We start from the raw sequence: 26,202 nt of genomic DNA on the forward strand, positions 1-26,202 counted from the left end.
ATGAAAATAGTAATTGCCCCTAATGCTTTTAAAGGTTGTATTTCGTCTATTGAGGCTGCCAATATTATACAAGAGGCATGGTTAAATAATAGACCAAACGATGAAGTGATCAATCTACCACTTGCCGATGGTGGAGACGATTTTGATCATGTTATTGCCTTATATAAAAATGGGACATGGAACGAAGTGGCCACAGTGAATGCATTAAACCAACCACATACTTCTGGTTATTACAAAGTAAACAATGCGACTGCAGTAATAGGAATGGCATCTGTTTGTGGGTTAGCCGATATCAATGAAGGCAAAAGAAACGCTTTAGAAGCTAGCAGTAGAGGTTTAGGAATAGTGATGATGCAGGCGATTAATGATGGATGTAAGGAAATAATTATTGGTCTAGGTGGTAGTGCATCAACTGATTTTGGTTTGGGAGCACTGGCAGAATTAGGTCTACTATGTATTAATGATGACGGAACACCTATTCAACCCAACGGAGGTAATTTATCTTCAATCAGAACATTTGATATTCAAGAATTACTAAATAAAATAGAGGGTATTTCTTTTTACATTGCTGTGGATGTTGAAAACGGATTGTTAGGAAAAAATGGAGCTGCTCATGTTTTCGGTCCTCAAAAAGGTGCGAATGCAGAAACCATTAAAATACTCGATGATAATTTAAGCCACGCTGCCGACCTTACACAAATAGCTACAAGTATTGAAGTTCATGATGCTATTGGAAGTGGTGCTGCCGGCGGAACTGCAGGAGGTTTTATGGCTTTCTTAAATGCCACAATATTAAAAGGAAGTGAATTTGTGATGGATTGTTCAGGTTTTGAAGATCAACTCTCTGATACAAAATTAATTATCACATCAGAAGGTACGATTGATGATCAAAGTCTGTATGGTAAACTTCCCTATCAAGTAGCAATAAAAGGAAATGAATTAAAAATACCTGTATTAGCCTTGGTTGGTAATAATAAATTGTCAACCAATATAGAGCATCCTTTTTACAGTATATTCAATATCAACCAAAAGTTTAGAGGGTTTGATGATATGCTATCATTAGGTAAAGAAAACCTTTATAAAACTGTTGAGGAAATAGCTAAAATATTCTCTTTAAAACATGATATGTAATTAACAGATTTTACAATAAATAGTATCATTAAATAAGTTTTTTTTAGCATCTTGCATGGATTAATGGAAATGTATACCATCGAAAATACCTACATTTCTGATTAAGAAAATAGATGATAAAGTCTTTTTTTTATTTTACTCAATTTTTAATAGCAACCTTCCATCTCTATGACAAACTCAATCAAAAAGATTGCAATCCTATTTTTTTCAGTGGTTTGTATTCCTTTTGCATATGGACAGAAAGAGTTCTACAATAACAACAAATTCAAACAGTTAGACGAAGAACTACCTACTCCCAACGTATACAGAACAGGTTCTGGTGCTCCAGGAGCTGAATATTGGCAACAAAAAGCTGATTATGTTATCGAAGCTTCAATTGATGAAAAACTTCACCGATTGAATGGTAAAGAAACAGTGACTTATTTCAATAATTCACCTGAAACACTTACATATTTGTGGATTCAATTGGATCAAAATATGAGAGCAACTGATTCTGACACTTACAAAATCAGACAAAATAAAATCAAAAAAGGGACAAACATCAATCAATTAGCAGCTATTGATGGATTCCCAGAGTATGATGGTGGACATAAGATCCAAAAAGTAACTACTGCAGATGGTAAAGACCTAAAATACACTATCAATAAAACAATGATGCGTATTGATTTACCAACTCCATTAAAGTCAGGTGAAAACTTCGCATTTAAAATTGATTGGTACTACAACATCAACGACCGTTTATTAATGGGTGGTCGTGGTGGCTACGAAACTTTTGCTGAAGATGGTAATACAATCTATACGATCACTCAGTGGTTCCCAAGAATGGCTGTTTACGATGATTTCAACGGCTGGCAGCACAAGCAATTCTTAGGTAATGGTGAGTTTGCTTTAACTTTTGGTGATTATGATGTAAAAATCACAGTACCATCTGATCATATTGTGGCATCAACTGGTGAATTACAAAACCCTGATGATGTATTAACAGCCACTGAAAAGCAAAGATTCGAGGAAGCAAAAAAATCAGATAAACCAGTAGTTATCGTCACTCAAAAAGAAGCAGAGAAAAAAGAAAAAACTCAAGCTTCTGATACAAAAACTTGGCACTACAAAGCTGAAAATGTAAGAGATTTCGCATTTGGTTCATCAAGAAAATTCATTTGGGATGCAATGGGTGTAGATATCAATGGCAAAACTGTAATGGCAATGTCATACTACCCTAAGGAAGCGAACCCATTGTATGGTCAGTATTCTACGGAAGCGGTAGCGCATACTTTAGAAGTTTATTCTAAATATACCATCGATTATCCTTATCCAGTAGCGATTTCAGTGGAAGCATCAAATGGTATGGAATACCCAATGATCTGTTTCAACTACGGTCGACCTGAAAAAGATGGAACTTATTCTCCAAGAATCAAGTATGGAATGATTTCAGTAATTATCCACGAAGTGGGTCATAACTTCTTCCCTATGATCGTCAACTCTGACGAGAGACAATGGACTTGGATGGACGAAGGATTGAATACTTTCTGTCAGTATTTAGCAGAACAAGAGTGGGAAGATGGCTATCCTTCAAGAAGAGGGCCTGCTGAAAATATTGTTCCTTACATGAAAGGTGAAAAAGATAATATCACTCCTATTATGACTAACTCAGAATCGTTAAAGCAATTTGGTAATAACGCTTATGGTAAGCCTGCTACAGCTTTAAACATTTTGAGAGAAACGGTGATGGGGCGTGAGTTATTTGACTATGCATTCAAAGAATATGCACAAAGATGGGCTTTCAAACACCCTAAACCTGCAGATTTCTACAGAACAATGGAAGATGCTTCTGCTGTAGATTTAGATTGGTTCTGGAGAGGTTGGTTCTATACAACTGAAGCGGTAGATATTTCGATTAAGAATGTTATCGTAAAAGAACTAGATACTCAAGATCCAAAAGCTGAAAGTGCTAAACAAAAAGCAGAACGTGATAATCAACCTAAGCAAATCACAACTATTCATAACGAAGAGGAAAAATTGGTTACTAGAGTTGAGAAGAGACCTGAATTAAAGGATTTCTACAACAGCTATGACCCTCTTGATCCTAATATCGAAGATTTTGATAACTACAAAAAGTATCAATCTCAATTGAATAAAAAGGATAAAGCATGGTTAGCTTCTAAGCACTTTGTCTATCAAGTTGATTTTGAAAATGTAGGTGGTCTAGTAATGCCTATCATCATCGAACTTCAATTTGCAGATGGTTCTTCTGAGAAAAAGTATATCCCTGCTGAAATCTGGAAAATGGATGATACAGTAGTTTCAAAAGTATTTGTTACAGAAAAAGAGGTAACACAGTTTGTTCTTGATCCAAACAGAGAAACAGCTGATATTGATACAGAGAACAACTATTATCCAAGAAAGCCTGAGGTAAGCCGTTTCAAATTATATAAGTCTGGCGCTAACCAACCAAGAACTTATGATAGCGGTAGATTAAACCCAATGCAAAAGGCGAAGAAAAACAAGAAATAATATAACTGAGAATGTCTCATTATTGAATAAATGATGAGGCATTCTTTTTTTACTATGAAAGCACATTTCAAACTATTCACTCTTTCTAGCTTACTCTTATTATCCTCTGCAGTTTTTGGTCAAAAAGAGGCCTATAATAACAATAAATTTAAGCAGTTAGACGAAGAACTTCCTACACCAAATGCCTTTCGTACAGGTAGCGGTGCTCCAGGTCATAAATACTGGCAACAAAAAGCCGATTATACTATTGAGGCTTTATTAGATGAAGAAAAACATCAGTTACATGGTATAGAGACCATTACTTATACCAATAACTCCCCCGATAACATCAAATACTTATGGGTGCAATTAGACCAAAACATGAGGGCAACCAACTCAAACACCTATAAAATCAGACAAAATAAAATCAAGGAACAAGCCAATGCTTCTTATTTCAATAGGATTGATGGTTTCCCTGATTACGATGGTGGTCACAAAATTCTAGAAGTAAAAAATGCTGATGGAACAGATTTACCTTATACCATTAATCAAACGATGATGAGGGTCGATCTTCCGAAAGATTTAAAATCAGGTGAAAGCTATACTTTTAAAGTGAAGTGGTTCTATAATATCAATGATAGATCGCTCATGGGTGGCCGTGGTGGTTACGAAACTTTTAAAGATGGTAATACATTATACACAATCACTCAATGGTTCCCAAGAATGGCAGTGTATGACGATGTGAACGGATGGCAGAACAAACAATTCCTTGGACGAGGTGAGTTCGCACTAACATTTGGTGATTATGATGTAAAAATCACGGTACCTGATGATCATATTGTCGCTTCTACTGGTGTTTTACAAGATTCATCTGTTCTATCAGAAACTCAAAGAGAACGTTTAGAACAAGCGAAAACAAGTGAGAAACCTGTTGAGATTGTAACAAAGAAAGAAGCAATTAAAAACGAAAAGAAAAAAGGGAAAGGCACTAAAATGTGGCACTACAAGGCAGAAAATGTAAGAGATTTTGCTTTTGGTTCTTCTAGAAAATTCATTTGGGATGCCATGGGCGTTGAGCAAAATGGTAAAACTGTGATGGCCATGTCGTATTATCCAAAAGATGCCTATAACTTATACAATCGTTATTCTACAGAAGCTATTGCTCATACTATTGAGGTATATTCTCGAATGACGTTCGATTACCCTTATCCTGTGGCTATTTCTGTTGAAGCCAATAATGGTATGGAATATCCGATGATCTGTTTCAATTACGGTCGTCAGGATAAAGACGGCAACTATTCTAAAAGAATTAAATACGGAATGTTATCAGTGGTTATTCACGAAGTGGGTCACAACTACTTCCCTATGATTGTCAATTCTGATGAAAGACAATGGACTTGGATGGACGAAGGTTTAAACTCCTTCCTTCAATTTGTTGCAGAACAAGAATGGGAAAAGAACTATCCATCTATGGAAGGATTCCCTGATAATATCATCGAATATATGGAAGGTGATCCAGATGGTATTTCTCCTATCATGACCAACTCAGAATCTATCAAGCAATTTGGTTGGAATGCTTATGCAAAACCTTCAGTTGCCTTGAACATTTTGAGAGAAACAGTAATGGGAAGAGAACTATTTGATTATGCCTTCAAGGAATATGCTCAAAGATGGAAATTTAAGCACCCTACCCCTGCCGATTTCTTTAGAACAATGGAAGACGCTTCGGGAATGGATCTTGATTGGTTCTGGAGAGGATGGTTCTATACCACTGAAGCTTGCGATATCAGTATTAAAGAAGTAAAAGCTTTATCATTAGACACTCAAAATCCAGAAGTGGAAATGAATTTAGCGAAACAACAAGAAGCTGATAAAAAACCAAGTATCACAGAAATCAATAATGAAAAAGCAGGTTTAGTTACTCGTGTAGATAAAAAGCCAGAACTAAAAGATTTCTACAATTCATATGATAAATACGAAGTAACAGAAGAAGACAAAATGAAATATGAAAAATATACTTCTTCTTTAAATGATAAGGATAAAGAGTGGATTGCAGCTAATAAATTTGCTTATCAGGTGGACTTCGAAAATATAGGTGGGTTAGTTATGCCTATCATTATCGAATTGAAATATAAAGACGGTACTACGGAAAAGAGATATATTCCTGCTGAAATCTGGAAAAAAGACGATGTAGTAGTATCAAAAGTATTTGTTACAGACCAAGAGGTCGTTTCTTTCTTCTTAGATCCTAACAGAGAAACAGCTGATATTGATACATCAAATAATCATTTCCCGAGAATTAAGCCGGTAAATAGATTCCAACTGTATAAGAGTAAGAAATAATCTACTTTATAGAGTATAAATCCATTGATGCTGAAAATAAGGGAATCTACTTCTTTTATTTTCAGCATTTTTACTTACAAAAAATCATCTGTACGAAGAATTACCTTTTTCGTCTGACAATGCTTATGTATATTAGTTGGAGAGATCAATGAAATAAACCAAATGAATAAAACCGAGATATTAAAGATTACTGGCGAGCAACTGATAAAATTCAGTAGTGTATTTAAAGATGCTAAGTTTTGGAGAAAATTAATGAAATACGCAAAGAAAGCGGGGATTAAACTTTCTTTTTATGCTGTTACACTTTACTACACAATGCTGGATGAAGACACTCCAAATACTTCTAAACTAGTTATTATGGGTGCTTTAGGTTATTTCATCCTTCCTATTGATCTTATACCAGATATTGCACCTGGTATAGGCTTTACAGACGATTTAGCAGCTTTAACGAGTGCCTTCTTTACTGTAGCCATGCATATCAAACCAGAACATAAGGAAAATGCGTTACTTGTACTACAAAAAATATTCGGAAGTGAATTAACTTTAGAACAACTGGAATTTTAATTGACTTACAAAGATTTTTTTATCAATAATTAATAATTAGGCTTATCAAACAGATAGGCCTATTGTGTTATAAAAAGCCAATAACTTAAATTAAATACTCTTTCATAACCCAAAATTGATTAAGCAAACTTAAATAAAGGTAAAAAAACTGACTAAAATGAACTCTTCATTGTCGTAAAAAGTATAACAAATTAAATCTAATTTTATTAAACCATCACAACTATCATGACAATGAACAAACTAAGATCCAAAGCATTTGGTATGCTTGTGTTTTTTTCAATCATGTTGATAGGCTGTTCCAAACAAGGACCAGAATATGTTTCCGACTATGATGTCGTTATCACCAATTATGACCCTGAAAAAAAAGAACTATTCTCGGAAAAGAAAACTTTCGGGATGCCTTGGAAAGTTGTACACGTAGGTGATACAACAATCACAGAACCCACAGAATTTGATATTAAGGTATTAGAAACCACTAGAGCTGAAATGGAAGCTAAAGGTTATACCTTTATCGAAGAAACAAGTAACGACCATCCTGACATGGTAGTTCTTTGCTACTCTGTAACCACTACAAGTGTTTATACTTGGTGGGATTGGTGGGGCGGTTACCCAGGATGGGGATATCCAGGTTGGGGTTACCCAGGTTGGGGATATCCAGGATGGGGTTACCCTGTTAGAGGAGTTTACGCTTACCAAAAAGGAACAGTGTTAGTGGAAATTGCTGAGAATATCCCAGTTCACTTACCTTCTGATGAAAAAGAAGTACAATACCCTATTATGTGGGAAGGTGTAACAAATGGGTATACTACAAACACAGCGAATGAAATCATGAGAGTAGAGAAAAACATTAAGCAAATGTTTACTCAGTCACCTTATATCCAATCAAATGACTCAAACTAATACTAATATGAAAAAGTTAATCACATTAGTTGTTGCTTTGATCGGTTTTACTGCAACAACATTTGCTCAAGAAAAAATTCTATCTTTCCAATACAGCATGGCTGCACCAATGGGAGAAACTCAGGCATTTACAGATGCTCCAAGTTTTAGAGGTGGTACCTTAGAATATCGTCATTTTGTTAATCCAAAAATGAGTGTTGGTTTCTCCTTAGGGTATCAACGATTCTACGAATATAAAGGATATAACACGGTAGAATTACCAGGAGAAAATGGTCACATTTCAGGTCAAGAGTACAATTACATTGATCAGTTCCCTATTATGGCCACTTATCATTATTATTTTGGTGAACAAGGTGGTATTCGTCCATACATAGGTGCAGGAATTGGTGCTGCTCATTACGAATACACTAATCAAATGGGCTCTATGGCTTCTGTTGGAAAACAGTGGCATATGCAAGTAGCTCCAGAAGTGGGTGTCCTTGTACCAATTGGATCTTCTATTTACTTGCATACCAATGTAAAGTATAATTACGCTTTCGAAGCAGGAAATTACTCTGCTCAACAATATTGGGGATTCAATGTTGGTTTAGCATTCGATTTATAAACCAAGATTTGATTGAATTATATTCTTAAGATTCTAGACATATAATTTAAAATCAAATAAATGATAATAAGGCAGTCAGAAATGGCTGCCTTTTTTGTAATTAATGTGATTTTTAGGCTTGCCTAAAAAATATTATGTATATTTGTGTAAACCTTTATATGATAAGATCAAAACACATCATTCAGGTCAAAACCATCTTTATGATGGATATACTACATTACTATAAAAATAAATGAATACAATATTTAATTGGTTCAAAAAACAATTTGACAAATACCCTCTTGAGTTTATTGAAGAGGATATTTTAAAAATACTTTTCAAAATCAAAGAGGATAAAAAAGAAGTTAGAGCATATGATATTTATAATGAATTAGTCAATGTCTCTGATGAAGCATTCAACAATGCTCTTCAATCTTTATTTGATAAGAAAGATATAAAATCAACTAATGAACAAATTTCACTTGAGGAAAGTGGGCATTTTAAGGCTATTCAACTGATTCGTAAACATAGGATTTACGAAAAGTATTTAGCTGAAAAAACAGGTTTCTCTAAAGAAAATTGGCATAGCAAAGCTGAACGCAAAGAACATTTATTGTCTGATGAAGAAGTAGATCAGATGGACAAAGAACTTGGTTACCCTAAGTTCGATCCACATGGTGATCCTATTCCCACTAAAGATGGAGTTTTACCTAAACTAAAAGGTAGACCCCTATCCAAAATCAAACAGAATTCTTTAGTAAAGATCATACACATTGAGGATGAACCTAAGGAGGTATATCTAGAACTTCTTAAAAAGGATATTCATATAGGTTCATTGTTAAGTATTCAATCATCAAAAGATAAATTGATTTATACTTCTGAGAGTAGAAACTTTGAGTTTTCAGAAAATGAACTAAATAACATTCAGGTAGTTATTATAGAAACTGCTGAGGTTTTACCAAAAAACATCAACAGATTAACTGATTTAAAACCTGGCGAAAGAGCAATAATCTATAGTCTATCTCAAGAATGTAGAGGAATAAACCGAAGAAGATTACTGGATTTGGGTTTTGTAAAAGGATCTAATATTGAAATAAGTATGGTTAGTCCTATGCGAGATCCCAAAGCTTTCCTCATTAGAGATACATTAATTGCTTTAAGAAAGGAACAAACGAATATGATTTTAATCAAAAAAGTAAATCAAGATGAGCAGCAATAAAAGTAACTCTCCTTGTGATACTTGCGGTCAGAATCCACAAGGAAGATTAAAAAGATTAGGTGTTGAGATAGAGAAAAGTGATTATGTCATTGCCTTGGCAGGGAATCCCAATACAGGAAAAAGTACTGTTTTTAATAGTTTGACAGGACTAAAACAACATACGGGTAATTGGCCCGGAAAAACTGTTGGTCGTGCCGAAGGCGGGTATATTTTTGATGAATCAAAATATAAGATCATCGATTTACCAGGTACTTACTCTCTCATGTCGACATCAGAAGATGAAGAAATTGCTAGAAATTTCATTCTATTTGGCAAGCCAGATGTGACTATTATTGTCGTTGATGCTGGACGTTTAGAAAGAAATCTCAATCTTGCGCTTCAAATATTAGAAATTACAGATAAGGCGGTACTTTGTGTCAATCTTATTGATGAAGCAAAGAGACACAACATAGAAATAGATACACGTACTTTATCAAAAGAATTGGGCATACCTGTAGTTGCTACTTCTGCTTTAAGAGGTATCGGTATAGCCGATTTATTGAAAACAGTTGATGAAGTGGCCAAAGGAGAAATCAAATGTTCTCCACATCGCATCAAAAATGTGCCTAAAAAAATAGAAAAGGAAGTCAAAAGGATTCAGGATAAAATAGAACAACTCTATCCTAACCTTCCAAATAGTCGTTGGATCGCTTTTCGATTGCTTGATGGAGATCGAGACATTATCAAAGCAATTGAGAATGGTGAATTTATCAATGATAAATAAGTGACGAATGAATAAAGAAGATCAAATCAATCAATTACTTTCTGAAGCTGCTGAAACACGTTGGGAAATCGGACAAGAATTTCATGATAAGCTTTCTGAAAGTATTTATACAAACGCTGCAGAAATTGCAGAGAAAACGGTTCTTAAAGATCACGAAAAAGAGAATTTCAATTTAGACCGTGCAATAGATCGAGTGGTAACAAGTCCTATATGGGGGTTCCCTATTATGTTCTTGGTGCTTGCTATTGTTTTATGGTTAACTATTGTAGGATCTAATGTACCCTCAGAGTTTTTAGCTTCCATCCTTTTAGACAATGTCTATGTATTTCTAAAGGCACAAGCGGAAGCAGTAATGCCTTGGTGGTTATCCGGCTTTTTAATTGATGGAGTTTTCTTATGCCTTGCATGGGTAATCTCTGTGATGTTACCTCCTATGGCGATTTTCTTCCCCATGTTTACCATTTTGGAAGATTTAGGATATTTACCTAGAATTGCTTTCAACTTAGATAAGTTATTTAGAAAATCTGGAGCACACGGTAAGCAAGCCTTAACCATGTCGATGGGCTTTGGATGTAACGCAGCAGGTGTTGTGGCCACTAGAATTATCGATTCTCCACGTGAACGCTTGATCGCAATTATTACCAACAATTTTTCATTGTGTAACGGACGTTGGCCCACTCAGATTCTGTTATCAAGTATCTTTATTGGAGCCATTGTACCCAATGAATATAAAACTTTAGTGGCTACAGGTGCCGTTATTGGTGTAGCATTATTGGGCATCGGATTGACTTTCTTAGTTTCATTGTTCCTTTCAAAAACATTCCTTAAAGGTGAAGTTTCTTCATTTACTTTAGAACTTCCACCTTACAGAAAACCACGTATTCTTCAAACAATATATACTTCCCTAATCGATAGAACGTTAATTGTTCTTTGGAGAGCCTGTGTATTTGCGGCTCCTGCAGGTGCTGTTATTTGGTTGGTTTGTAATGTAAATATTGGAGATCAAAGTATTGCTTTATGGATGATACAAGGAATGGATCAGTTTGGGTGGTTAGTCGGCTTAAACGGAGTGATTCTACTCGCTTACATTTTAGCTATCCCTGCCAATGAAATTGTTATGCCTACCATCTTAATGCTTACGGTGATGACGACCAATATTGTTGGATACGGTGAAGGAAATGGCGTAATGTTCGAGTTGGAATCTATGAGCAATACACATGATGTACTAGTAGCAGGAGGCTGGACTTTCCTCACAGCAATTAATGTGATGTTATTTAGTTTGATTCATAATCCTTGTAGTACTACTATTTATACGATATATAAAGAAACAAATAGTGCCAAATGGACTACAATAGCTTCTATTCTTCCTGTGATTATGGGATTTTTAGTTTGCTTTGTGATTACACAAATTGCACACTTACTTTAATTGATAAATACGTTTTCTCAAAATTTTGAAAAGACAAATAGAATAAATTAATGAGCTCTCATTTTTGAGAGCTTTTTCTATTTTTAATCCATATTTCCTCACATTTTGATTATTTTTACATCAAAATAAAAAATAGATGACAAACCTTATAAAAGTTGCTGGGGCTGAGTTAAATCAGACTCCATTGGATTGGAATAACAATTTTGAAAATATAAAAAACGCAATTGAAACTGCTAAAGAGCAAAACGTTTCTATATTGTGTTTACCAGAATTATCGATTACAGGTTATGGATGTGAGGATGCTTTTTATGCTCCAAATACAGAGCATCAAGCCTTAAAAATATTAGGAAAAATACTCCCATTAACGAAAGATCTTGTCATTTCTGTGGGCTTACCACTAAGATTTAAAAACAAGCTTTATAATACAGTAGTATTAATCGTTAATCAGAAAATAAAAGGTTTTGTAGCAAAAAAACATTTGGCAGGTAACGGAATTCACTATGAACCACGTTGGTTTACTCCATGGATAGAAGGTGAATTTTCTACTATCGAATTTGATGACAGCTATGCTTCTATTTTGGGTGACACCTCCTTCCCTTTTGGCGATTTGATTTTTAATGTCAATGGTGTCAAAATAGGATTTGAAATTTGTGAAGATGCTTGGGTGGCGAACCGTCCAGGTAGAACTTTGTATCATCAAGGAGTTGATATTATTTTAAATCCTTCCGCAAGTCATTTCGCTTTTGATAAACTTGATGTTCGTAAACGATTTGTTTTAGAAGGTTCTAGAGCCTTTGGTGTAGGATATATCTATGCCAATCTTTTAGGTAATGAATCGGGTCGTGCTATTTATGATGGCGGGGTGATGATTGCATTATCTGGTAAGCTTTTATCAATTAGTAAGCGTTTTGCCTTCTATAATTATAAGGTAACTACCGCTACATTTGATTTGGATATTGCTCGATTGGCTCAAATTCAAAGTCATACATCGAATACAGGCACTGGAAATCACTTGGTAGTCAAAGACGAATTTAAGATACCGCGAACGACTCCTGAAAAACATATTCCAGTAGAAGAATCGTGGGAACATTCAGACAATATAAAAGAAGAAGAATTTGGTAGAGCTGTTGCATTAGGTCTATTTGACTATATGCGAAAAAGTTTCTCCAAAGGATATGTTGTTTCTCTTTCAGGAGGTGCTGACTCTTCTTCCATTGTTACCCTTATTCACTTAATGATTAAGATGGGTATAGAAGATTTAGGATTAGAAGGATTTAAGTCGAAGCTATCTTATTTCTCGGCATTATCAGATTGTGAGGACGATAAAGCACTTTGTGAAAAGATTTTGACTACAGCTTATCAACCGACCGAAAATAGTGGTGATGTTACTTTAAATGCTGCTACTGAATTGGCTAAAGCAGTTGGTGCCACATTCTATACCATTGATGTTAACCCGATGTATAAAGGTTACTTGAATGCCATTGAAAATGCCATTGAACGAAAATTAGGTTGGGATACAGACGATATCACACTTCAAAATATACAAGCAAGAGTTCGTGCCCCATCCGTGTGGATGCTAGCGAATATCAATGGTGCTTTATTATTATCCACATCTAACCGTTCGGAAGCTGCTGTAGGTTATGCCACTATGGATGGAGATACAAGTGGAGGTTTAAGCCCAATTGCAGGAATCGACAAGAATTATTTGAGAAGTTGGTTAAGATGGATGGAAACAAATGGTTTGGATAACAAATGGAATGTTCCAGAATTAAAATTGGTCAATGATCAACAACCAACGGCTGAATTACGTCCGAAAGATTCAAAACAAACAGATGAGGCAGATTTAATGCCTTATGATATCTTGGAAGAGATTGAAAAATTAGCCATTCGTGATAAAAAATCACCACAAGAATGTCAGCTTTTCCTTTCTGCAAATCATCCTGATGCTTCTAGAGAAACAATTATAGCATGGGTGAAGAAATTCTTCCAACTTTGGAGTAGGAACCAATGGAAGCGTGAAAGATATGCTCCTTCCTTCCATTTAGATGATAAAAACTTAGATCCTAAAACATGGTGTAGATTCCCAATCTTATCGGGTGGATTTAGAAACGAATTATCAGAGTTGTAAAGCAAAAAAATAAAAAAAGCCTGTTGATGATCATTTCAACAGGCTTTTTTCTATTCGTATTTTTTTTGCAAAATTTCATTCATTACAAAAGCATCTCTAATTCTTGATGGGCTTTTAAATAGTTTTGCAGTATTTGATTTCTTTTTCTTTCTGGTCTTTGTTGTTTTTTTACTAACTAAAGAAGTTAGTTTATCATCCCTAGCATAATCATCCTTCCATTGATATCCATCGTTGTACGTTCTATTTGATATCATGGATTTTGGTTTGTACTCCTCTAAATCTTCCTCTAGTTGTCTTTCGGCTCTTTCTGGATCAAATGGATTATTAGCCTTCTTGTGTTCTTCAAAAGCTACATTATCTGACAACATTCCTAATAATTCAGAAAATGATGAGGGCTCTGATGGAGCAGATCTTTGTTCTCTTGGAGCTTGATCGAATCCCTCTTCTGAACTTCTTGGAGGAACAATATTTTCGTTATTTATAATATTATTGGGAGGTGTCTTTTTCTTATCCTTACCTAAGTTGGATAAGTACCAATACACCACTAAACCAATAACTGAAATAATAATTTCCATATTCTAATTTTAAAAAGTTTCGTTTGCTAATCTCCTACTGATCTTCAATATTGATATAAATATAACACATTTTACTAAAAATATAGATTCATTTTTTTTAGAACTAAGTTTAACTATTATTTTCGAGTAAATTATTTTTTAATCATGACGGACATCATCTTAGCATTAATAGTTATTGCTATTATTTTTTTACCGATTCTAATTTTTGGCAAAAAAAATAAAAACAAAAAAGCAAAAAAAGTAGCAGCTCGAAAAATTGAGTTAGACAACTACGATCGTTACATGCGTAGATTTGATGATCCTTCTTGTTTGAATAAAATGGATATCTTAAATACTGTAGTTGCTGGTACTCGTTACCCAAACGACGATACTGGAGAAAACAGACAAGATATACTCAAAAAAACTAAGGTTGGTGAACTTTTAAAATTGCTGCCCGATGAGTTGAACCGTTATGATAATTCTGCGATTAAGGTGGTAAAACTTAATGACAAACAAATTGGCTTTTTAGATATGGATTTATCTATCGAAATCAAGTCAAGATTAATGAGCCGCTCGCCAGTGGAAGCTAGCATCACTAAAATCTATGATAAAGGTGGAAATCTAGAGTGTGAGATCGCTTTACAGCGTTATAGTCGCAAAATCAAAAAACAATAGCTGTACACAGAATATTTACTAAATAAAACAAATATTAAACATGAAGAAACTTTCATTATCTCTAATCGTACTTTTAGCTCTAAGTATATTTAGCTGTTCATCTAAAAAAGATTCAACAAAAACTGAATCTTCGAACACAAAAGAAGTTGAAACTACGGCTTCATCGTATGCCTATGATCCAGCACAAACTGTTGTTTCATTCACTGCATTTAAGACTACTGATAAAGTAGGTGTAAGTGGTCGTTTTCAGGAATTTGAAGTAAAAACATCAAAAGAATCTGTTAGTAATCCATCAGATATTTTAAGTGGATTAACCTTCGAAATTCCAATCAATAGTTTAGAGACCAACGATAAATCAAGAAACGGTAAAATCATTGAGCATTTCTTCGGATCAATGGTCAACACTTCTAAAATTACAGGTGTTGTAAAAAGTTTCTCAAACGGTAAGGCATTAGTGGATATCGCATTAAATGGAATTACTAAGGAAGTCGCTTTAGATGCTAAAGTAAGTGATAACATTATCCTTTTAAAAGGTAATATCGATATGAGTAACTGGGATGCTTTAGGAGCTATCGAAGCACTTAACAAAATCTGTTACGACCTTCACAAAGGTGCTGACGGCAAAAGTAAACTTTGGTCTGATGTAGATTTAGTCATCAAATCAAAGTTAGCAGCTCAGTAGAAATATAAGCTTTTACTTAAAAGCATTGTATGGAAGTTTTTTCAACCTCCGTACAATGCTTTTTTTATTTTCTAATAAAAATGTCTTCATTATATGATTATTCAGTCTCAATCATTCTACATGGATTGTTATCGACTTAATTAATTTTAAAATAACCCAATTACTCATAAATCATATAACAAATAATCAATTTAGTTAGTAAATTTAATAGACTACTCGAAAAAGAGATTAACCTAATTAAGTCGATATTTACATGGACAAGCTATCAACTACAATACATCAATTAAGACAAAAATCAGTAATGATTTTGGGAAGAGAAACCTTCTTCCACTTTACATTCTGTTTTTGGATCACCTTTTTATTTTCAGGAAATAAATATTTCGTCATTGGAGCTATCACTACTAGTTTATTAATAGAGATGATAGATCTTGGAAGAGATAAATCAAGTAATAGAATCAAATGCCAGAATTTTTTCCGATACATGACTGCTGATGTCTTAGGCATATTAGCAGCCGTTGCGATCACATAAATTGATTCATTTGATAAAAATATTAAGGAAGTTCGGGAGAGCTTCCTTTTTTATTTTCTTGGGTATAGAATGCTACACCCTTATAATTTGATAAAAACTTAGGCATGCCAAAATAGCCTCTTTGTGCAAACTTCCATCGCATACTTATCAAAGTAAAGGAAAAGAAAGTGGCACCACCAATGACTATGCCCCAATTCCACAGGATATATGGGTTTCCCATCAAAAAGTATCTAAGGATACAGATAACTACAGTTAATAAAAAAACTTCAACAAAATATTGAATCGACCAATAGTGAAGACGAAATCTAGCTACTGTTTTTTTATAATCAAAAGCGATAAACATCATCCAAAAGCAATTCATTGCTCCAAATATTGATACGAATATCCATATAATTAAATGTATATTCATTCGAACACTTGAAGTCACTTGTACCTCTGTAAATAAATATGGAAGATCCTTTACAAAATAACCTTCCTCTCCTGTTATTGCATCCAATAGGAAATGAGTGGCAATTCCTATTAATAGAGAAAGAACAATTTGCAAAAAAGTATAACGCTTTACAGGATGATAAAACTGCCTAAACCGAATTGGACTCACAATTTTTAGCATAGGTTTTAAATACCATTTGTTGATGTAATAAATAATAATTCCAACGGGTAAATCATAGATAAACACGCCGAGAATGGTATGTCCAGTCTTATCGCTTACTCTTAGCTCTAAAAAATGCTCAAAATCAGGTACCATACTTCCTATGATTAAAGCGGATACTGATAAAATATGGGAATAACGAAACATAGGCAAAACTGCCATGGGATGAGCAATTGGAATAGGCATAGTTAATTTTTGACCTTTTGCTTTTTTAAAACGCTTCTATTAGATGATAATGAATATTGTGTCTTTAATCTCCAGTACAAACTGTAACCAACTACAGTATATAAAAGGCTACCTCCAATTAATACTCCCCATCTCAAATATCCAATCGGATCTTTAATGTGAAAAGCAATGGAAAAGATGAGTAAGAATGAACTCAAAACTTCAATGAAGTTCCTCCATTTAATATAAAATTTATACTGATGTTTTCTGACATTATAAATATATGCAGAGAAATAGGCGATTAAAATAATTGTCCCTATTGTCGTGAAAATATACCATAAGAATATATATAAAGTCATATGTCTTCCTATGAATGAAAACATATCCGTTTGCAAAAAAGGAAGAAATTTCACTAGATAACCACTTCTTGATGTCAATCCATCAAAAAACAAATGAGATAAAACACCTAAACCTAAAGAATTAAGTACCTGTATAAAACCCAATGCTTTACTTGTTTTATCTTCTTTGTTCAGGCTTATAACTTTTTTAAAACAAGGATGAATAATCGTTTTGTAACAATAATAAACAACTAACCCAAAAGGAAGATCAAACAGAAAAACTCCTAAAATAGTATGTCCAAATTTATTACTGATATCGAAAATCAGAAAGTGTTCGAAATCTGGAATAATAGAACCTATTATTAAAGCTGTAAATGATAGGTTTCTTCTATTCTTTAAGAAAAAAATAAAAGTAGGGTGTGCAAATGTTAGTGGCATTGGGGAACTGTTCTAAAGTTTTTACCCCTTAATTTACTGATTACTATTGATAGTATTCAATACAAAATCAATTTTCTTATTCGTCTCCCATTCTACAGGGATCCAATGCAATTTAGTTTTCTTCTCCATTCTCCTAAACCAAGTCATCTGACGTTTAGAAAACTGTTGTATCGATTTAAGAAGTTCATTTCTCATATCATCATATGAAATCTCGTTTAGGAGATAGGAAGTGACAAATCTGTATTCCAATCCGTATGATTTCAGTTTTTCTGCATCCAATTGTTGTAATAAAGAATCTACTTCTTCGATCATCCCCTCTTTTAAACGTTCATCTAATCTTTTTTCAATCTTAGACCAACGAGTATCCCTATCAATATTTAAAGCAAAATTGTACGTCTCCAATTGGGGGATATTCACCGGGTGAATATCAGTTTCTACGTTATATTTATTGAAATATTCTATCTCAATAGCACGCATTAAAGAACGTTGACGATGGGCTATTCCATCAACATCTTTCAATTGATCGTCATCTAGAAGAGATTTATAATATTCCAACATTTCTTCTAATGTTGAATCTTCAAATTTATCTCTTAGTTGAAAATTTTTGGGTACCCAAACATCTTCGTATCCTTCGAGTGTGACTGCTTCTATATACAATCCTGTTCCTCCACAAAGTATTGGATTCTTTTTTCTATTGATGATATCATGAACTGCTTCCGTATATAATTTTTGAAACAAATAAAGATTAAAATCATCTCCAGGATCACAAATATCAATCAAGTGATAAGGTATTGAAGTGCCTTCGACTACAAAATCCTTCAAATCTTTTCCTGTACCAATATCCATCTGACGAAAAACTTGTCTAGAGTCAGCACTTATGACCTCACCTTCAATCTGATAAGCCAATTGAGTTGCTAAAGAAGTTTTACCACTTGCTGTTGGACCGGTTACCACAATTAAAGGGGTATTATTTAAAGAATTTTCTTGTGACATATCAATAATCAATATCTTTATTCAAAAAAGAATACGAAATTATATAATACACAAATGTAACACATCATTTACAGAACATTTGCTGATTAAATGTCATTAAAATTGAATATAACGCTTTCTAAGTCCTCAGTTTTCTATTCAATCAAAAATAAATTTAAAAATTTAGTACTATCTCAAACTAAAAAGGAAGCTGACAGGAATTTTTTTCTTTTTGCTTGTCTAATGACTGCAGGTGGATTTACGTGGGGTTTACTAAGCATTTATTTTGATTTAGCAAAGCCTGGAATGATCCCTATTGGCTATGTTATATTCAGTGTTTTTAATGTATATGGATGGTTAAAATTTAAAAACAAAAACGTCCACAAAGCACTACAAACATTTTTCTCTATCCTTCTCCCCTTTATATTCCAGATTATTCTTGGAGGCGCAAGATCTACTGGCGTTGTGATGATTTGGTCTTTATTTGCCCTTACCGCAACATTGGCCTTTTATAAGGGCAAAGCACTTTTGTATTGGCTAACGATTTTTGTTATTCTCTTAGGGATTGTGATTATGATTGATCATGAAATTGAATACATTGCCCCTGCTCAGCTTAGAGATCATCATATATTCAATCTATTATTGATGATTAATTTTTCAATGATTTCCTCTATGTTATTCTTCCTTTCCAAATTTTTTGTTGATCAACAATTAAAAACCATGGATGAATTGATAGAAACCAATGCTCAATTAATTGCTGCGGAAGAAGAAGTACGACAAAATTCAGAGGAAATATTTGTCATGAACGATACTCTTAAAGAGACAAACAAGAAATTAGAAGATGCATATGTCGAATTAGAAAGAAACAAGAATGATCAGATCGATCAAATTAGTCATTCATTGATTGAAAGTATAGATTACGCAAAGCAAATTCAAAGTTGTTTTTTACCACAGATGCAACGGTTCAATGAAATTGTATCTGATGGATTTATTTTTTTCAAACCTCTAGATGTAGTTTCCGGTGACTTCTATTGGTTCTATAAAAAAGAAAATATGATTGTGATTGCAGCTGTTGATTGTACTGGACATGGAGTTCCTGGAGCATTTATGTCACTTTTAGGGGCAGAATCATTGAACAATATTGTCATCTCAAGAGAAATATATGAACCCGATGAAATCTTATTTGAATTAGATACATTGATAAGAAAAAAGCTAAAACAAGAAAGAACAAATAATAGAGACGGTATGGATATCGCACTTACAGTTTTTGATACAACATCAAAAACTATTTCTTTTTCAGGAGCGAAAAATCCCTTAATTTATATTGAAAATAAAGAGTTACATCTTATCAAAGGTGACAGACAACCAATAGGCATGTTTCATCCTGATCAAGAAGTAAAACACTTCACAAAACACACTTTTAATTATACTCCAAATACCTCTTTTTATATCTATTCTGATGGTATTCAAGATCAATTTGGAGGTGAGAAATTGAAAAAATTTATGCCAAGGAGATTAAAGGAAACTCTATTAAAACATCACACTTTAAGTATGAAAGTTCAAAAGAATATGGTAGAAAATACTTTTAGTTCTTGGAAGAAAGATGAGCCTCAAACAGATGATGTTTTACTGATGGGGTTCAAGATTTCATAAATAATTCTTATTTTAGCAATATAAAGTACTATTTGAACTCAATATAGAAATTTATACATACACAAAACTTTTTTTATTTAAGCTTAGTATAAATGAATAACAGAACTAAACTTCTTCTATCACTTTCTATAATCATATCCTTATTGTATGGTTGTAATCCGACGAAAAAAGCTGAAAGTTATAGTGAAGAAAAGCAAACTCCTCCAACCCCTGAAAATGAAATCATCTTTGAATCCAATCAAGATTTAGAAGACATCAAAAAGAGAGGTAAACTAATCGCTTTAACAGCCTATAGTTCAACATCCTATTACCTTTACAAAGGTCAAACTATGGGCTATGAATTTGAATTATTAAAACGATTGGCAGAAGACCTTGAAGTTGACCTAAAGGTTATTGTAAAAACCAATACCGATAGTTTAAGAAATGCACTACTAAAAGGTGAAGGCGATATTATTGCCTATGGTTTAGCCATTACAAAAGATCGCCAAGAAATAGTTGATTTTACTTCTCCATTAATGCAAGTGAAGCAAGTATTGGTTCAGCGTAAACCAAAAAATTGGAAATCCTTACCACTTCATAAAATTGATAAACATGTGATTAGAAATGTGGTCGATTTGAAGGATAAAGAAGTACATGTTAGAGAAAATACCCCATATCAATTGCGCCTAGAAAATCTAGAAAACGAAATGGGTGAAGATATAAAAATCGTTCTTGAAGGAAAAAACGTATCTACAGAAGAACTTATTCATAGAGTTGCTGAGGGACAAATTGATTATACCATAGCAGATGAAAACATTGCTAAGGTAAACAATACTTACTACCCTCACTTAGATACTAAAACTGAAATAAGTTTTCCTCAACGTATAGCATGGGCTACTAGAAAGCAATCTCCCCTTCTTAGAGAATCGGTAAGTCATTGGTTGGATTCTATGAAGAAAACGACCGATTATTATGTGATTTATAACAAGTACTTCAAGAACACAAGAGCACAATCGAAGCGTTTTGATAGTAAATTCTTTAATACTGTAGAACATAGAGGTTTACTTTCTAAGTACGATCAAATCATAAAAGAACAAGCAGATATTATTGGTTGGGATTGGCGTTTATTGGCTTCTTTAGTTTATCAGGAGTCAAGATTTGATCCTCACGCTAAATCGTGGGTTGGTGCTGTTGGACTTATGCAACTTATGCCTGCAACAGCAAAACAGTTTGGTGCACACAACCCAAGAGATCCTCATCAAAATGTTAAAGCGGGAACAAAATACCTTAAATTCCTTGAGAAATATTGGGATGAAATTGAGGACGAAGATGAACGTGTAAAATTCATGTTGGCTTCCTACAATGCAGGACAAGGACATGTGAAAGATGCTCAACGTCTAGCGGCAAAATTCAACCACGACCCTAACGTATGGGATGGTAATGTAGAAAAATACATGCTTCTGAAGAGTCATAAACAATACTACAGAGACGAAGTCGTCAAGTTTGGTTATGCACGCGGTAAGGAACCTGTAAACTACGTTCAGAGTATATTAGGGAGGTATAAAAGATATATCGAATTACTCAGCATTGAGAAATAACATCAAAAAGCATCTTAATTTGTTAAGATGCTTTTTTTATGACTAGAATCATCTTAGATGATAAATCACTTACTATTAGATATTTATACAACTAGGAGGATTAATTTCAACATTTTTCATTAATGTAAATTATACACTTTTTAATTATTAAGTTTAAATCCTCCCTTTTTATTCTTAATTTTGTGCGAAAATATAAATCTTGTATGTATCCTTCTGGGGTATATAAATGAGTCCACATACTAAATTTTGACTTCAAGATCTGAAATTGTCCACAACAACAATGACAACAAAGCAAAATATAAACTACAAGTTCACTAAGGAAGAAGTTCTTCAGGATTTAAGAATAGCCTTAGAGAGTAGACATGCCAGTTTAATTGGTAGAAAAGAAGTGTTTATGGGGAAAGCAAAATTTGGCATCTTTGGTGATGGTAAAGAAGTTCCTCAATTAGCAATGGCCAAGTTTTTCCAAAATGGAGACTTTAGATCGGGATATTATCGTGATCAAACTTTTATGTTTGCAATTGGTCAATTATCTATACAAGAATTTTATGCTCAGCTTTACGCTCATACAGATGTAGAAGCTGATCCATCAAGTGCTGGTAGATGTATGAATGCTCACTTCTCTACTCGTAGTTTAAATGATGATGGTTCTTGGAAAAATCTAACTCAACAAAAAAATTCTAGTTCAGATATATCGTGTACTGCTGGTCAAATGCCACGTTTAGTTGGACTGGCTTATGCATCAAAACTTTACCGTGACAATAAAGAGTTAAATGGTAGCGAAGTTGCTAGTAATTTCTCTGTAAACGGTAATGAGGTTGCTTTTGGTACAATAGGAAACGCTTCATCAGCTGAAGGAATGTTCTTTGAAGCAATCAATGCTGCAGGTGTTTTAAATATTCCTATGATCACATCTATTTGGGATGATGGTTTTGGAATCTCTGTGCCCAATGAATATCAGATGACCAAAAATGATGTATCTGCTGCTTTGGCAGGTTTTCAAAAGGAAAATGATACAAATGGTCTTGAAATATTTACGGTGAATGCTTGGGACTACCCTGCCTTAATCAATACATATAAGAAAGCGGTAGATGCTGCAAGAAAAAATCATACTCCTGCCCTAATTCATGTTAAAGAAGTAACACAGCCACAAGGTCACTCTACTTCTGGATCTCATGAAAGATATAAATCAGAAGAACGATTAAAATGGGAAACTGAGTATGATTGTATTAAAAAAATGAAAGAGTGGGTTCTTGAGGAAGGTTTTGCCACTCAAGAAGAAATTGATGCCATTGATAAAGAAGCTTTAGATAAAGTTAAATCACAACGTAAAGCAGCTTGGGACGCTTTCAAAGATTCAATGAAAGGTGATCATCAAACAGCTTTAGAGTTGATGAAAAGAGCCACAAATGCTGTCCCTCAAAATAATGAGATCTTAAGGTTATCTAAAGAACTTCAAAAAACAATCAACCCAATACGAAAAGACGCAATCGTTGTAATCAAAAAAGCACTTAGAGAGCTTCGTTTTGAAAATCTTGGTATTCAAGATGATATGCGTGATTGGTTGAAACAAGTAAAAGAAGAAAATTACGAAAGGTATAGTAGCTATTTATACAGTGAGTCTGAAGAAGCTGCTTTAAAAGTTAAAGAAGTTACTCCTGAGTATAACTCTAACTCTCCTATGGTGGATGGGCGTGAGATTATGCAAGCTACTTTTGATAAAATCTTTGAAAACGATCCAAGAGTGTTTGCTATTGGTGAAGATGTAGGTAAAATTGGTGATGTCAACCAAGGTTTTGCTGGGCTTCAAGATAAATACTCTGAGACAAGAATCACAGACACAGGCATTCGTGAAACAACTATTGTTGGACAAGGTGTAGGAGCAGCATTGAGAGGTTTAAAACCAATTGTTGAAATTCAATACTTGGATTATATCTATTATGCTTTATCGACTTTAACTGACGATTTGGCTTGTCTACAATACAGAACAAAAGGTGGGCAGAAAGCTCCACTAATAATTAGAACTAGAGGTCATAGATTGGAAGGTGTTTGGCACTCAGGTTCTCCTATTGCTGCACTTTTAAACAGTATTCGTGGTATTAACTTCTTAGTACCAAGAAATATGACTCGTGCCGCTGGTTTCTATAATACCATGCTTAAATCTGATGAACCTGCTCTAATTATTGAGTGTCTAAATGGTTACAGATTAAAAGAGAAAATGCCAGAAAACTTAGAGGAAATTTGTACTCCTCTTGGTGTTCCTGAAACTATTCGCGAAGGAGCTGATGTAACAATCGTTACTTACGGCTCTATGTGTAGAATTGTGATGGAAGCAGCTGATCATTTAGCAAAAGTGGGTATTCAAGTAGAAGTAATTGATGTTCAATCGTTACTACCGTTTGATATTAATCACAGTATTGTTGAGTCAATTAAGAAAACAAACCGTGTTATTTTTGCTGACGAGGACATGCCTGGCGGAACTACTGGCTATATGATGCAAAAAGTGGTTGACGAGCAAGGTGCATACAACTATTTAGATTCTAAACCTGTTTGTATCGCAGCTCAACCTCATAGACCTGCATATGCTTCAGATGGAGATTACTTCTCTAAACCAAATGCAGAAGATATTTTCGAAGCAGCTTACTCTATCATGAGTGAAGTGGATCCAGTGAAATTCCCTGAGATTTATTAATGTAATTATATGACTAAAAATATAAAGCCCTCATTTCTTAATTGAAGTGAGGGCTTTTTACATAAAAAAAACCACTCAAATGAGTGGTTTAAAAATTATTTGCTGCATTTCGAGGGAGGTCCTCACAAATAATTTTCATCACAAAGTTATAAAGTTTTTTACTCTAAGTGAAAATTATCGTATGCTATATTTCTAAATACTGTTATCCTTTGATAATAACTTGTATAAAAGAGGATAAAATCAATTAAACTTGATCGACTTAATTGGTGATATACCTAAAACAATAGAACTTGGTATTAAAAGCCCTAAAGATGTTAATACTATAATAGTGATATTGATTAAGAATATTGTGTCCCAATGGAAACTAAAAGGTACATGATCTAAGTAATAAGTGGATGCCTCTAGTGGAATAATCTTGAATTTTTGTTGAACAACACCAAAAATCAAAGCAACACCATTTCCAATAAGCATTCCTTTTACAGCCATTCTTATACCATCAAAAATAAAAATCTTCTGCAATAAATTATTATTGGCTCCTAATGCTTTGAATGTACCAATCATAGCCGTTCTCTCCATTATAAGGATTAACATAATTGAGATCACATTGAATATGGCAACACTCACTATTACTATCAAAAAGATCCAAACGTTGTTGTATAACATATGAAACCAATCGAAGAAATGGGCATATTTATCTTTCACACTTCTCATATGAAGATGTACATCAACATATTCCTCATCGATCTCTGTTCCAATATCATCTAGTTTATCAAAATCGTCAACTATAATCTCCATCCCACCAACCAATGAGTCTCCCCAATTGTTTAGTCTTCTGACAAGATTAATATCTCCATAAGCTACCATATCATCAAAATCTTCCAAACCAGTACTGTAAATACCCGAGATTTTCATTTTCCTAGCTTTTGGAGGCTTTTGAATGAAGTAAATAATGATATCATCATTTACTTTTAAATGCATTTTAGTCGCTAGAGATTTACTAATCATTATTTCCTTCGCACCATTTTTCTCCACTTCTAATGAAGGGAAACGTCCTGCTACTATTTCTTTGTTCCATCGTTCAATCTGATAATCTTTCGATAGTCCTTTAATAAGTAAACCTGCTACTTCCTCGTTCGATTTTAGTAATCCCCATTTATGAGCGTAATTATATACGTTCTTTACATGTGGCAACTCTTCTTTATAATTATGTAGATCGGAATTATTTACGTTCACTGGAGGTTCTTCTTTACTCCTATTCATGGTAAACTTTTCTACATTTAAATGGCCAACATGTAGAAATAATTTATCCTCTATACCCTCCTTAAATCCGTAAAAAATTGAAAAGGCTAAAATCAAAGCACCAACGCCTAAAGCCACACTACCAATAGCGATTTTAGAAATTAGCTTTGTAAAAGAATTATTTCTGTGAGCACTTAACCTTTTTGATATAAAATAAGGTAAACTGTTTCTTCCCTTCATTCCTTAGAGGATATACTTAATTGTTGTCTGAAAAAATATCCGATAACTCTTGATCGATTCCTTTTAGTTTATCTTTACACCACTGAATTAAGAACTTGGCACGTTTTGCCAACTTCGCTAATTCATCAATGGCTACTTCTTCTTCGTCTAATTTATTCTGAATTTCTTGAAGTTCTTTTAAAGCCGATTCGTAAGTTAATTGTTCGTCTTTTTCTGACATATTTTTTCTATTAAACTTAGTTATGTACGAAT

At 33.8% G+C, this 26,202-nt stretch carries 22 protein-coding genes; 16 read left to right on the plus strand and 6 right to left on the minus strand.

The genetic code is table 11. From position 1 onward, the window contains the following. The 10 genes from KMW28_RS11110 to nadE all read left to right on the plus strand — a co-directional run bounded on the left by KMW28_RS11110 (position 1) and on the right by nadE (position 13,547). A complete protein-coding gene (locus KMW28_RS11110; protein ID WP_169663356.1) occupies positions 1–1,131 on the plus strand; it encodes a glycerate kinase in 1,131 nt (376 codons plus the stop codon). Between the two features lie 168 nt (positions 1,132–1,299). Further along, positions 1,300–3,642 (plus strand): M1 family metallopeptidase, encoded by a 2,343-nt coding sequence (locus KMW28_RS11115; protein WP_169663355.1) that lies wholly within the window; start codon positions 1,300–1,302, stop codon positions 3,640–3,642. A gap of 54 nt (positions 3,643–3,696) precedes the next feature. After that, a complete protein-coding gene (locus KMW28_RS11120; RefSeq protein ID WP_169663354.1) occupies positions 3,697–5,964 on the plus strand; it encodes a M1 family metallopeptidase in 2,268 nt (755 codons plus the stop codon). A 162-nt stretch (positions 5,965–6,126) separates the two neighbouring features. Continuing rightward, positions 6,127–6,528 carry a YkvA family protein gene (locus KMW28_RS11125; RefSeq protein WP_169663353.1) on the plus strand — a complete coding sequence of 134 codons (402 nt, stop codon included), beginning with the start codon at positions 6,127–6,129 and terminating at the stop codon, positions 6,526–6,528. Between the two features lie 231 nt (positions 6,529–6,759). Further along, positions 6,760–7,428 (plus strand): DUF4136 domain-containing protein, encoded by a 669-nt coding sequence (locus KMW28_RS11130; protein ID WP_169663352.1) that lies wholly within the window; start codon positions 6,760–6,762, stop codon positions 7,426–7,428. A 7-nt stretch (positions 7,429–7,435) separates the two neighbouring features. Beyond that, positions 7,436–8,032 carry an OmpW family outer membrane protein gene (locus KMW28_RS11135; protein ID WP_169663351.1) on the plus strand — a complete coding sequence of 199 codons (597 nt, stop codon included), beginning with the start codon at positions 7,436–7,438 and terminating at the stop codon, positions 8,030–8,032. Between the two features lie 232 nt (positions 8,033–8,264). Beyond that, entirely contained in the window at positions 8,265–9,230 is a 966-nt protein-coding gene (locus KMW28_RS11140; protein WP_169663350.1) for a metal-dependent transcriptional regulator, read from the plus strand. Then, the gene (locus KMW28_RS11145; protein WP_205958145.1) at positions 9,217–9,993 is read left to right on the plus strand and encodes a FeoB small GTPase domain-containing protein; all 777 of its coding nucleotides are present in this window, start codon (positions 9,217–9,219) and stop codon (positions 9,991–9,993) included. The genes KMW28_RS11140 and KMW28_RS11145 overlap by 14 nt, the downstream gene beginning before the upstream one ends. A gap of 7 nt (positions 9,994–10,000) precedes the next feature. Beyond that, a complete protein-coding gene (locus tag KMW28_RS11150; protein ID WP_205958144.1) occupies positions 10,001–11,419 on the plus strand; it encodes a ferrous iron transporter B in 1,419 nt (472 codons plus the stop codon). Positions 11,420–11,555: 136 nt separating this feature from the next. Next, positions 11,556–13,547, plus strand: a complete 1,992-nt coding sequence (gene nadE / locus KMW28_RS11155) for an NAD(+) synthase (RefSeq protein ID WP_169663349.1) — start codon at positions 11,556–11,558, stop codon at positions 13,545–13,547. A 50-nt stretch (positions 13,548–13,597) separates the two neighbouring features. On the opposite strand, the gene KMW28_RS11160 is transcribed toward nadE, so the two are convergent. Next, complete coding sequence (locus KMW28_RS11160; protein WP_169663348.1) at positions 13,598–14,122, minus strand: hypothetical protein; 525 nt, start codon at positions 14,120–14,122, stop codon at positions 13,598–13,600. A 144-nt stretch (positions 14,123–14,266) separates the two neighbouring features. Here KMW28_RS11160 and KMW28_RS11165 point away from each other — a divergent pair, with 144 nt between their 5' ends. The 3 genes from KMW28_RS11165 (at position 14,267) to KMW28_RS11175 (ending at position 15,987) form a co-directional block, all read left to right on the plus strand. After that, the gene (locus KMW28_RS11165) at positions 14,267–14,776 is read left to right on the plus strand and encodes an HIRAN domain-containing protein (protein WP_066207223.1); all 510 of its coding nucleotides are present in this window, start codon (positions 14,267–14,269) and stop codon (positions 14,774–14,776) included. A gap of 40 nt (positions 14,777–14,816) precedes the next feature. After that, on the plus strand, positions 14,817–15,458 hold the full coding sequence (locus tag KMW28_RS11170; protein WP_169663347.1) for a YceI family protein: 642 nt from the start codon (positions 14,817–14,819) through the stop codon (positions 15,456–15,458). Positions 15,459–15,711: 253 nt separating this feature from the next. Then, positions 15,712–15,987, plus strand: a complete 276-nt coding sequence (locus tag KMW28_RS11175; RefSeq protein ID WP_169663346.1) for a hypothetical protein — start codon at positions 15,712–15,714, stop codon at positions 15,985–15,987. 22 nt (positions 15,988–16,009) lie between these two features. Here the strand turns inward: KMW28_RS11175 and KMW28_RS11180 are convergent, their stop codons facing one another. Genes KMW28_RS11180 through miaA form a run of 3 tightly spaced genes read right to left on the minus strand, consistent with a single transcriptional unit; the run spans position 16,010 to position 18,570 of the window. Next, the gene (locus KMW28_RS11180) at positions 16,010–16,822 is read right to left on the minus strand and encodes a DUF4184 family protein (RefSeq protein ID WP_215585725.1); all 813 of its coding nucleotides are present in this window, start codon (positions 16,820–16,822) and stop codon (positions 16,010–16,012) included. A gap of 2 nt (positions 16,823–16,824) precedes the next feature. Then, positions 16,825–17,577, minus strand: a complete 753-nt coding sequence (locus KMW28_RS11185) for a DUF4184 family protein (protein ID WP_169663344.1) — start codon at positions 17,575–17,577, stop codon at positions 16,825–16,827. Between the two features lie 33 nt (positions 17,578–17,610). Next, positions 17,611–18,570 (minus strand): tRNA (adenosine(37)-N6)-dimethylallyltransferase MiaA, encoded by a 960-nt coding sequence (miaA, locus tag KMW28_RS11190; protein ID WP_169663343.1) that lies wholly within the window; start codon positions 18,568–18,570, stop codon positions 17,611–17,613. Positions 18,571–18,792: 222 nt separating this feature from the next. Here miaA and KMW28_RS11195 point away from each other — a divergent pair, with 222 nt between their 5' ends. The 3 genes from KMW28_RS11195 to KMW28_RS11205 all read left to right on the plus strand — a co-directional run bounded on the left by KMW28_RS11195 (position 18,793) and on the right by KMW28_RS11205 (position 24,471). Then, a complete protein-coding gene (locus KMW28_RS11195; protein ID WP_215585727.1) occupies positions 18,793–20,202 on the plus strand; it encodes a PP2C family protein-serine/threonine phosphatase in 1,410 nt (469 codons plus the stop codon). Between the two features lie 92 nt (positions 20,203–20,294). After that, positions 20,295–21,779: an MltF family protein gene (locus tag KMW28_RS11200; protein ID WP_169663341.1), complete on the plus strand. Its 1,485-nt coding sequence runs from the start codon at positions 20,295–20,297 to the stop codon at positions 21,777–21,779. 280 nt (positions 21,780–22,059) lie between these two features. Continuing rightward, on the plus strand, positions 22,060–24,471 hold the full coding sequence (locus KMW28_RS11205; protein WP_169663340.1) for an alpha-ketoacid dehydrogenase subunit alpha/beta: 2,412 nt from the start codon (positions 22,060–22,062) through the stop codon (positions 24,469–24,471). Positions 24,472–24,711: 240 nt separating this feature from the next. Here KMW28_RS11205 and KMW28_RS11210 read toward each other — a convergent pair whose 3' ends face one another. Beyond that, the gene (locus KMW28_RS11210) at positions 24,712–25,950 is read right to left on the minus strand and encodes an ABC transporter permease (protein ID WP_169663339.1); all 1,239 of its coding nucleotides are present in this window, start codon (positions 25,948–25,950) and stop codon (positions 24,712–24,714) included. A 16-nt stretch (positions 25,951–25,966) separates the two neighbouring features. Next, positions 25,967–26,170, minus strand: a complete 204-nt coding sequence (gene xseB, locus KMW28_RS11215) for an exodeoxyribonuclease VII small subunit (RefSeq protein ID WP_066207200.1) — start codon at positions 26,168–26,170, stop codon at positions 25,967–25,969. Positions 26,171–26,202 lie beyond the last annotated feature (32 nt).

Origin of the sequence: Flammeovirga yaeyamensis (assembly GCF_018736045.1) — a bacterium.
Taxonomy (GTDB): Bacteria; Bacteroidota; Bacteroidia; order Cytophagales; family Flammeovirgaceae; genus Flammeovirga; species Flammeovirga yaeyamensis.

Excerpts from the sequence above, each read along its gene's own strand:
- KMW28_RS11210 (WP_169663339.1), bottom strand. The coding sequence starts at position 25,950 with ATGAAGGGAAGAAACAGTTTACCTTATTTTATATCAAAAAGGTTAAGT.
- KMW28_RS11200 (WP_169663341.1), top strand. The coding sequence starts at position 20,295 with ATGAATAACAGAACTAAACTTCTTCTATCACTTTCTATAATCATATCC.
- KMW28_RS11110 (WP_169663356.1), top strand. The coding sequence starts at position 1 with ATGAAAATAGTAATTGCCCCTAATGCTTTTAAAGGTTGTATTTCGTCT.
- KMW28_RS11185 (WP_169663344.1), bottom strand. The coding sequence starts at position 17,577 with ATGCCACTAACATTTGCACACCCTACTTTTATTTTTTTCTTAAAGAAT.
- KMW28_RS11165 (WP_066207223.1), top strand. The coding sequence starts at position 14,267 with ATGACGGACATCATCTTAGCATTAATAGTTATTGCTATTATTTTTTTA.
- KMW28_RS11205 (WP_169663340.1), top strand. The coding sequence starts at position 22,060 with ATGACAACAAAGCAAAATATAAACTACAAGTTCACTAAGGAAGAAGTT.
- nadE (WP_169663349.1), top strand. The coding sequence starts at position 11,556 with ATGACAAACCTTATAAAAGTTGCTGGGGCTGAGTTAAATCAGACTCCA.
- KMW28_RS11160 (WP_169663348.1), bottom strand. The coding sequence starts at position 14,122 with ATGGAAATTATTATTTCAGTTATTGGTTTAGTGGTGTATTGGTACTTA.
- KMW28_RS11170 (WP_169663347.1), top strand. The coding sequence starts at position 14,817 with ATGAAGAAACTTTCATTATCTCTAATCGTACTTTTAGCTCTAAGTATA.
- miaA (WP_169663343.1), bottom strand. The coding sequence starts at position 18,570 with ATGTCACAAGAAAATTCTTTAAATAATACCCCTTTAATTGTGGTAACC.
- KMW28_RS11145 (WP_205958145.1), top strand. The coding sequence starts at position 9,217 with ATGAGCAGCAATAAAAGTAACTCTCCTTGTGATACTTGCGGTCAGAAT.
- KMW28_RS11130 (WP_169663352.1), top strand. The coding sequence starts at position 6,760 with ATGAACAAACTAAGATCCAAAGCATTTGGTATGCTTGTGTTTTTTTCA.
- KMW28_RS11125 (WP_169663353.1), top strand. The coding sequence starts at position 6,127 with ATGAATAAAACCGAGATATTAAAGATTACTGGCGAGCAACTGATAAAA.
- KMW28_RS11195 (WP_215585727.1), top strand. The coding sequence starts at position 18,793 with ATGACTGCAGGTGGATTTACGTGGGGTTTACTAAGCATTTATTTTGAT.
- KMW28_RS11115 (WP_169663355.1), top strand. The coding sequence starts at position 1,300 with ATGACAAACTCAATCAAAAAGATTGCAATCCTATTTTTTTCAGTGGTT.
- KMW28_RS11135 (WP_169663351.1), top strand. The coding sequence starts at position 7,436 with ATGAAAAAGTTAATCACATTAGTTGTTGCTTTGATCGGTTTTACTGCA.
- KMW28_RS11120 (WP_169663354.1), top strand. The coding sequence starts at position 3,697 with ATGAAAGCACATTTCAAACTATTCACTCTTTCTAGCTTACTCTTATTA.
- KMW28_RS11180 (WP_215585725.1), bottom strand. The coding sequence starts at position 16,822 with ATGCCTATTCCAATTGCTCATCCCATGGCAGTTTTGCCTATGTTTCGT.
- KMW28_RS11150 (WP_205958144.1), top strand. The coding sequence starts at position 10,001 with ATGAATAAAGAAGATCAAATCAATCAATTACTTTCTGAAGCTGCTGAA.
- xseB (WP_066207200.1), bottom strand. The coding sequence starts at position 26,170 with ATGTCAGAAAAAGACGAACAATTAACTTACGAATCGGCTTTAAAAGAA.
- KMW28_RS11175 (WP_169663346.1), top strand. The coding sequence starts at position 15,712 with ATGGACAAGCTATCAACTACAATACATCAATTAAGACAAAAATCAGTA.
- KMW28_RS11140 (WP_169663350.1), top strand. The coding sequence starts at position 8,265 with ATGAATACAATATTTAATTGGTTCAAAAAACAATTTGACAAATACCCT.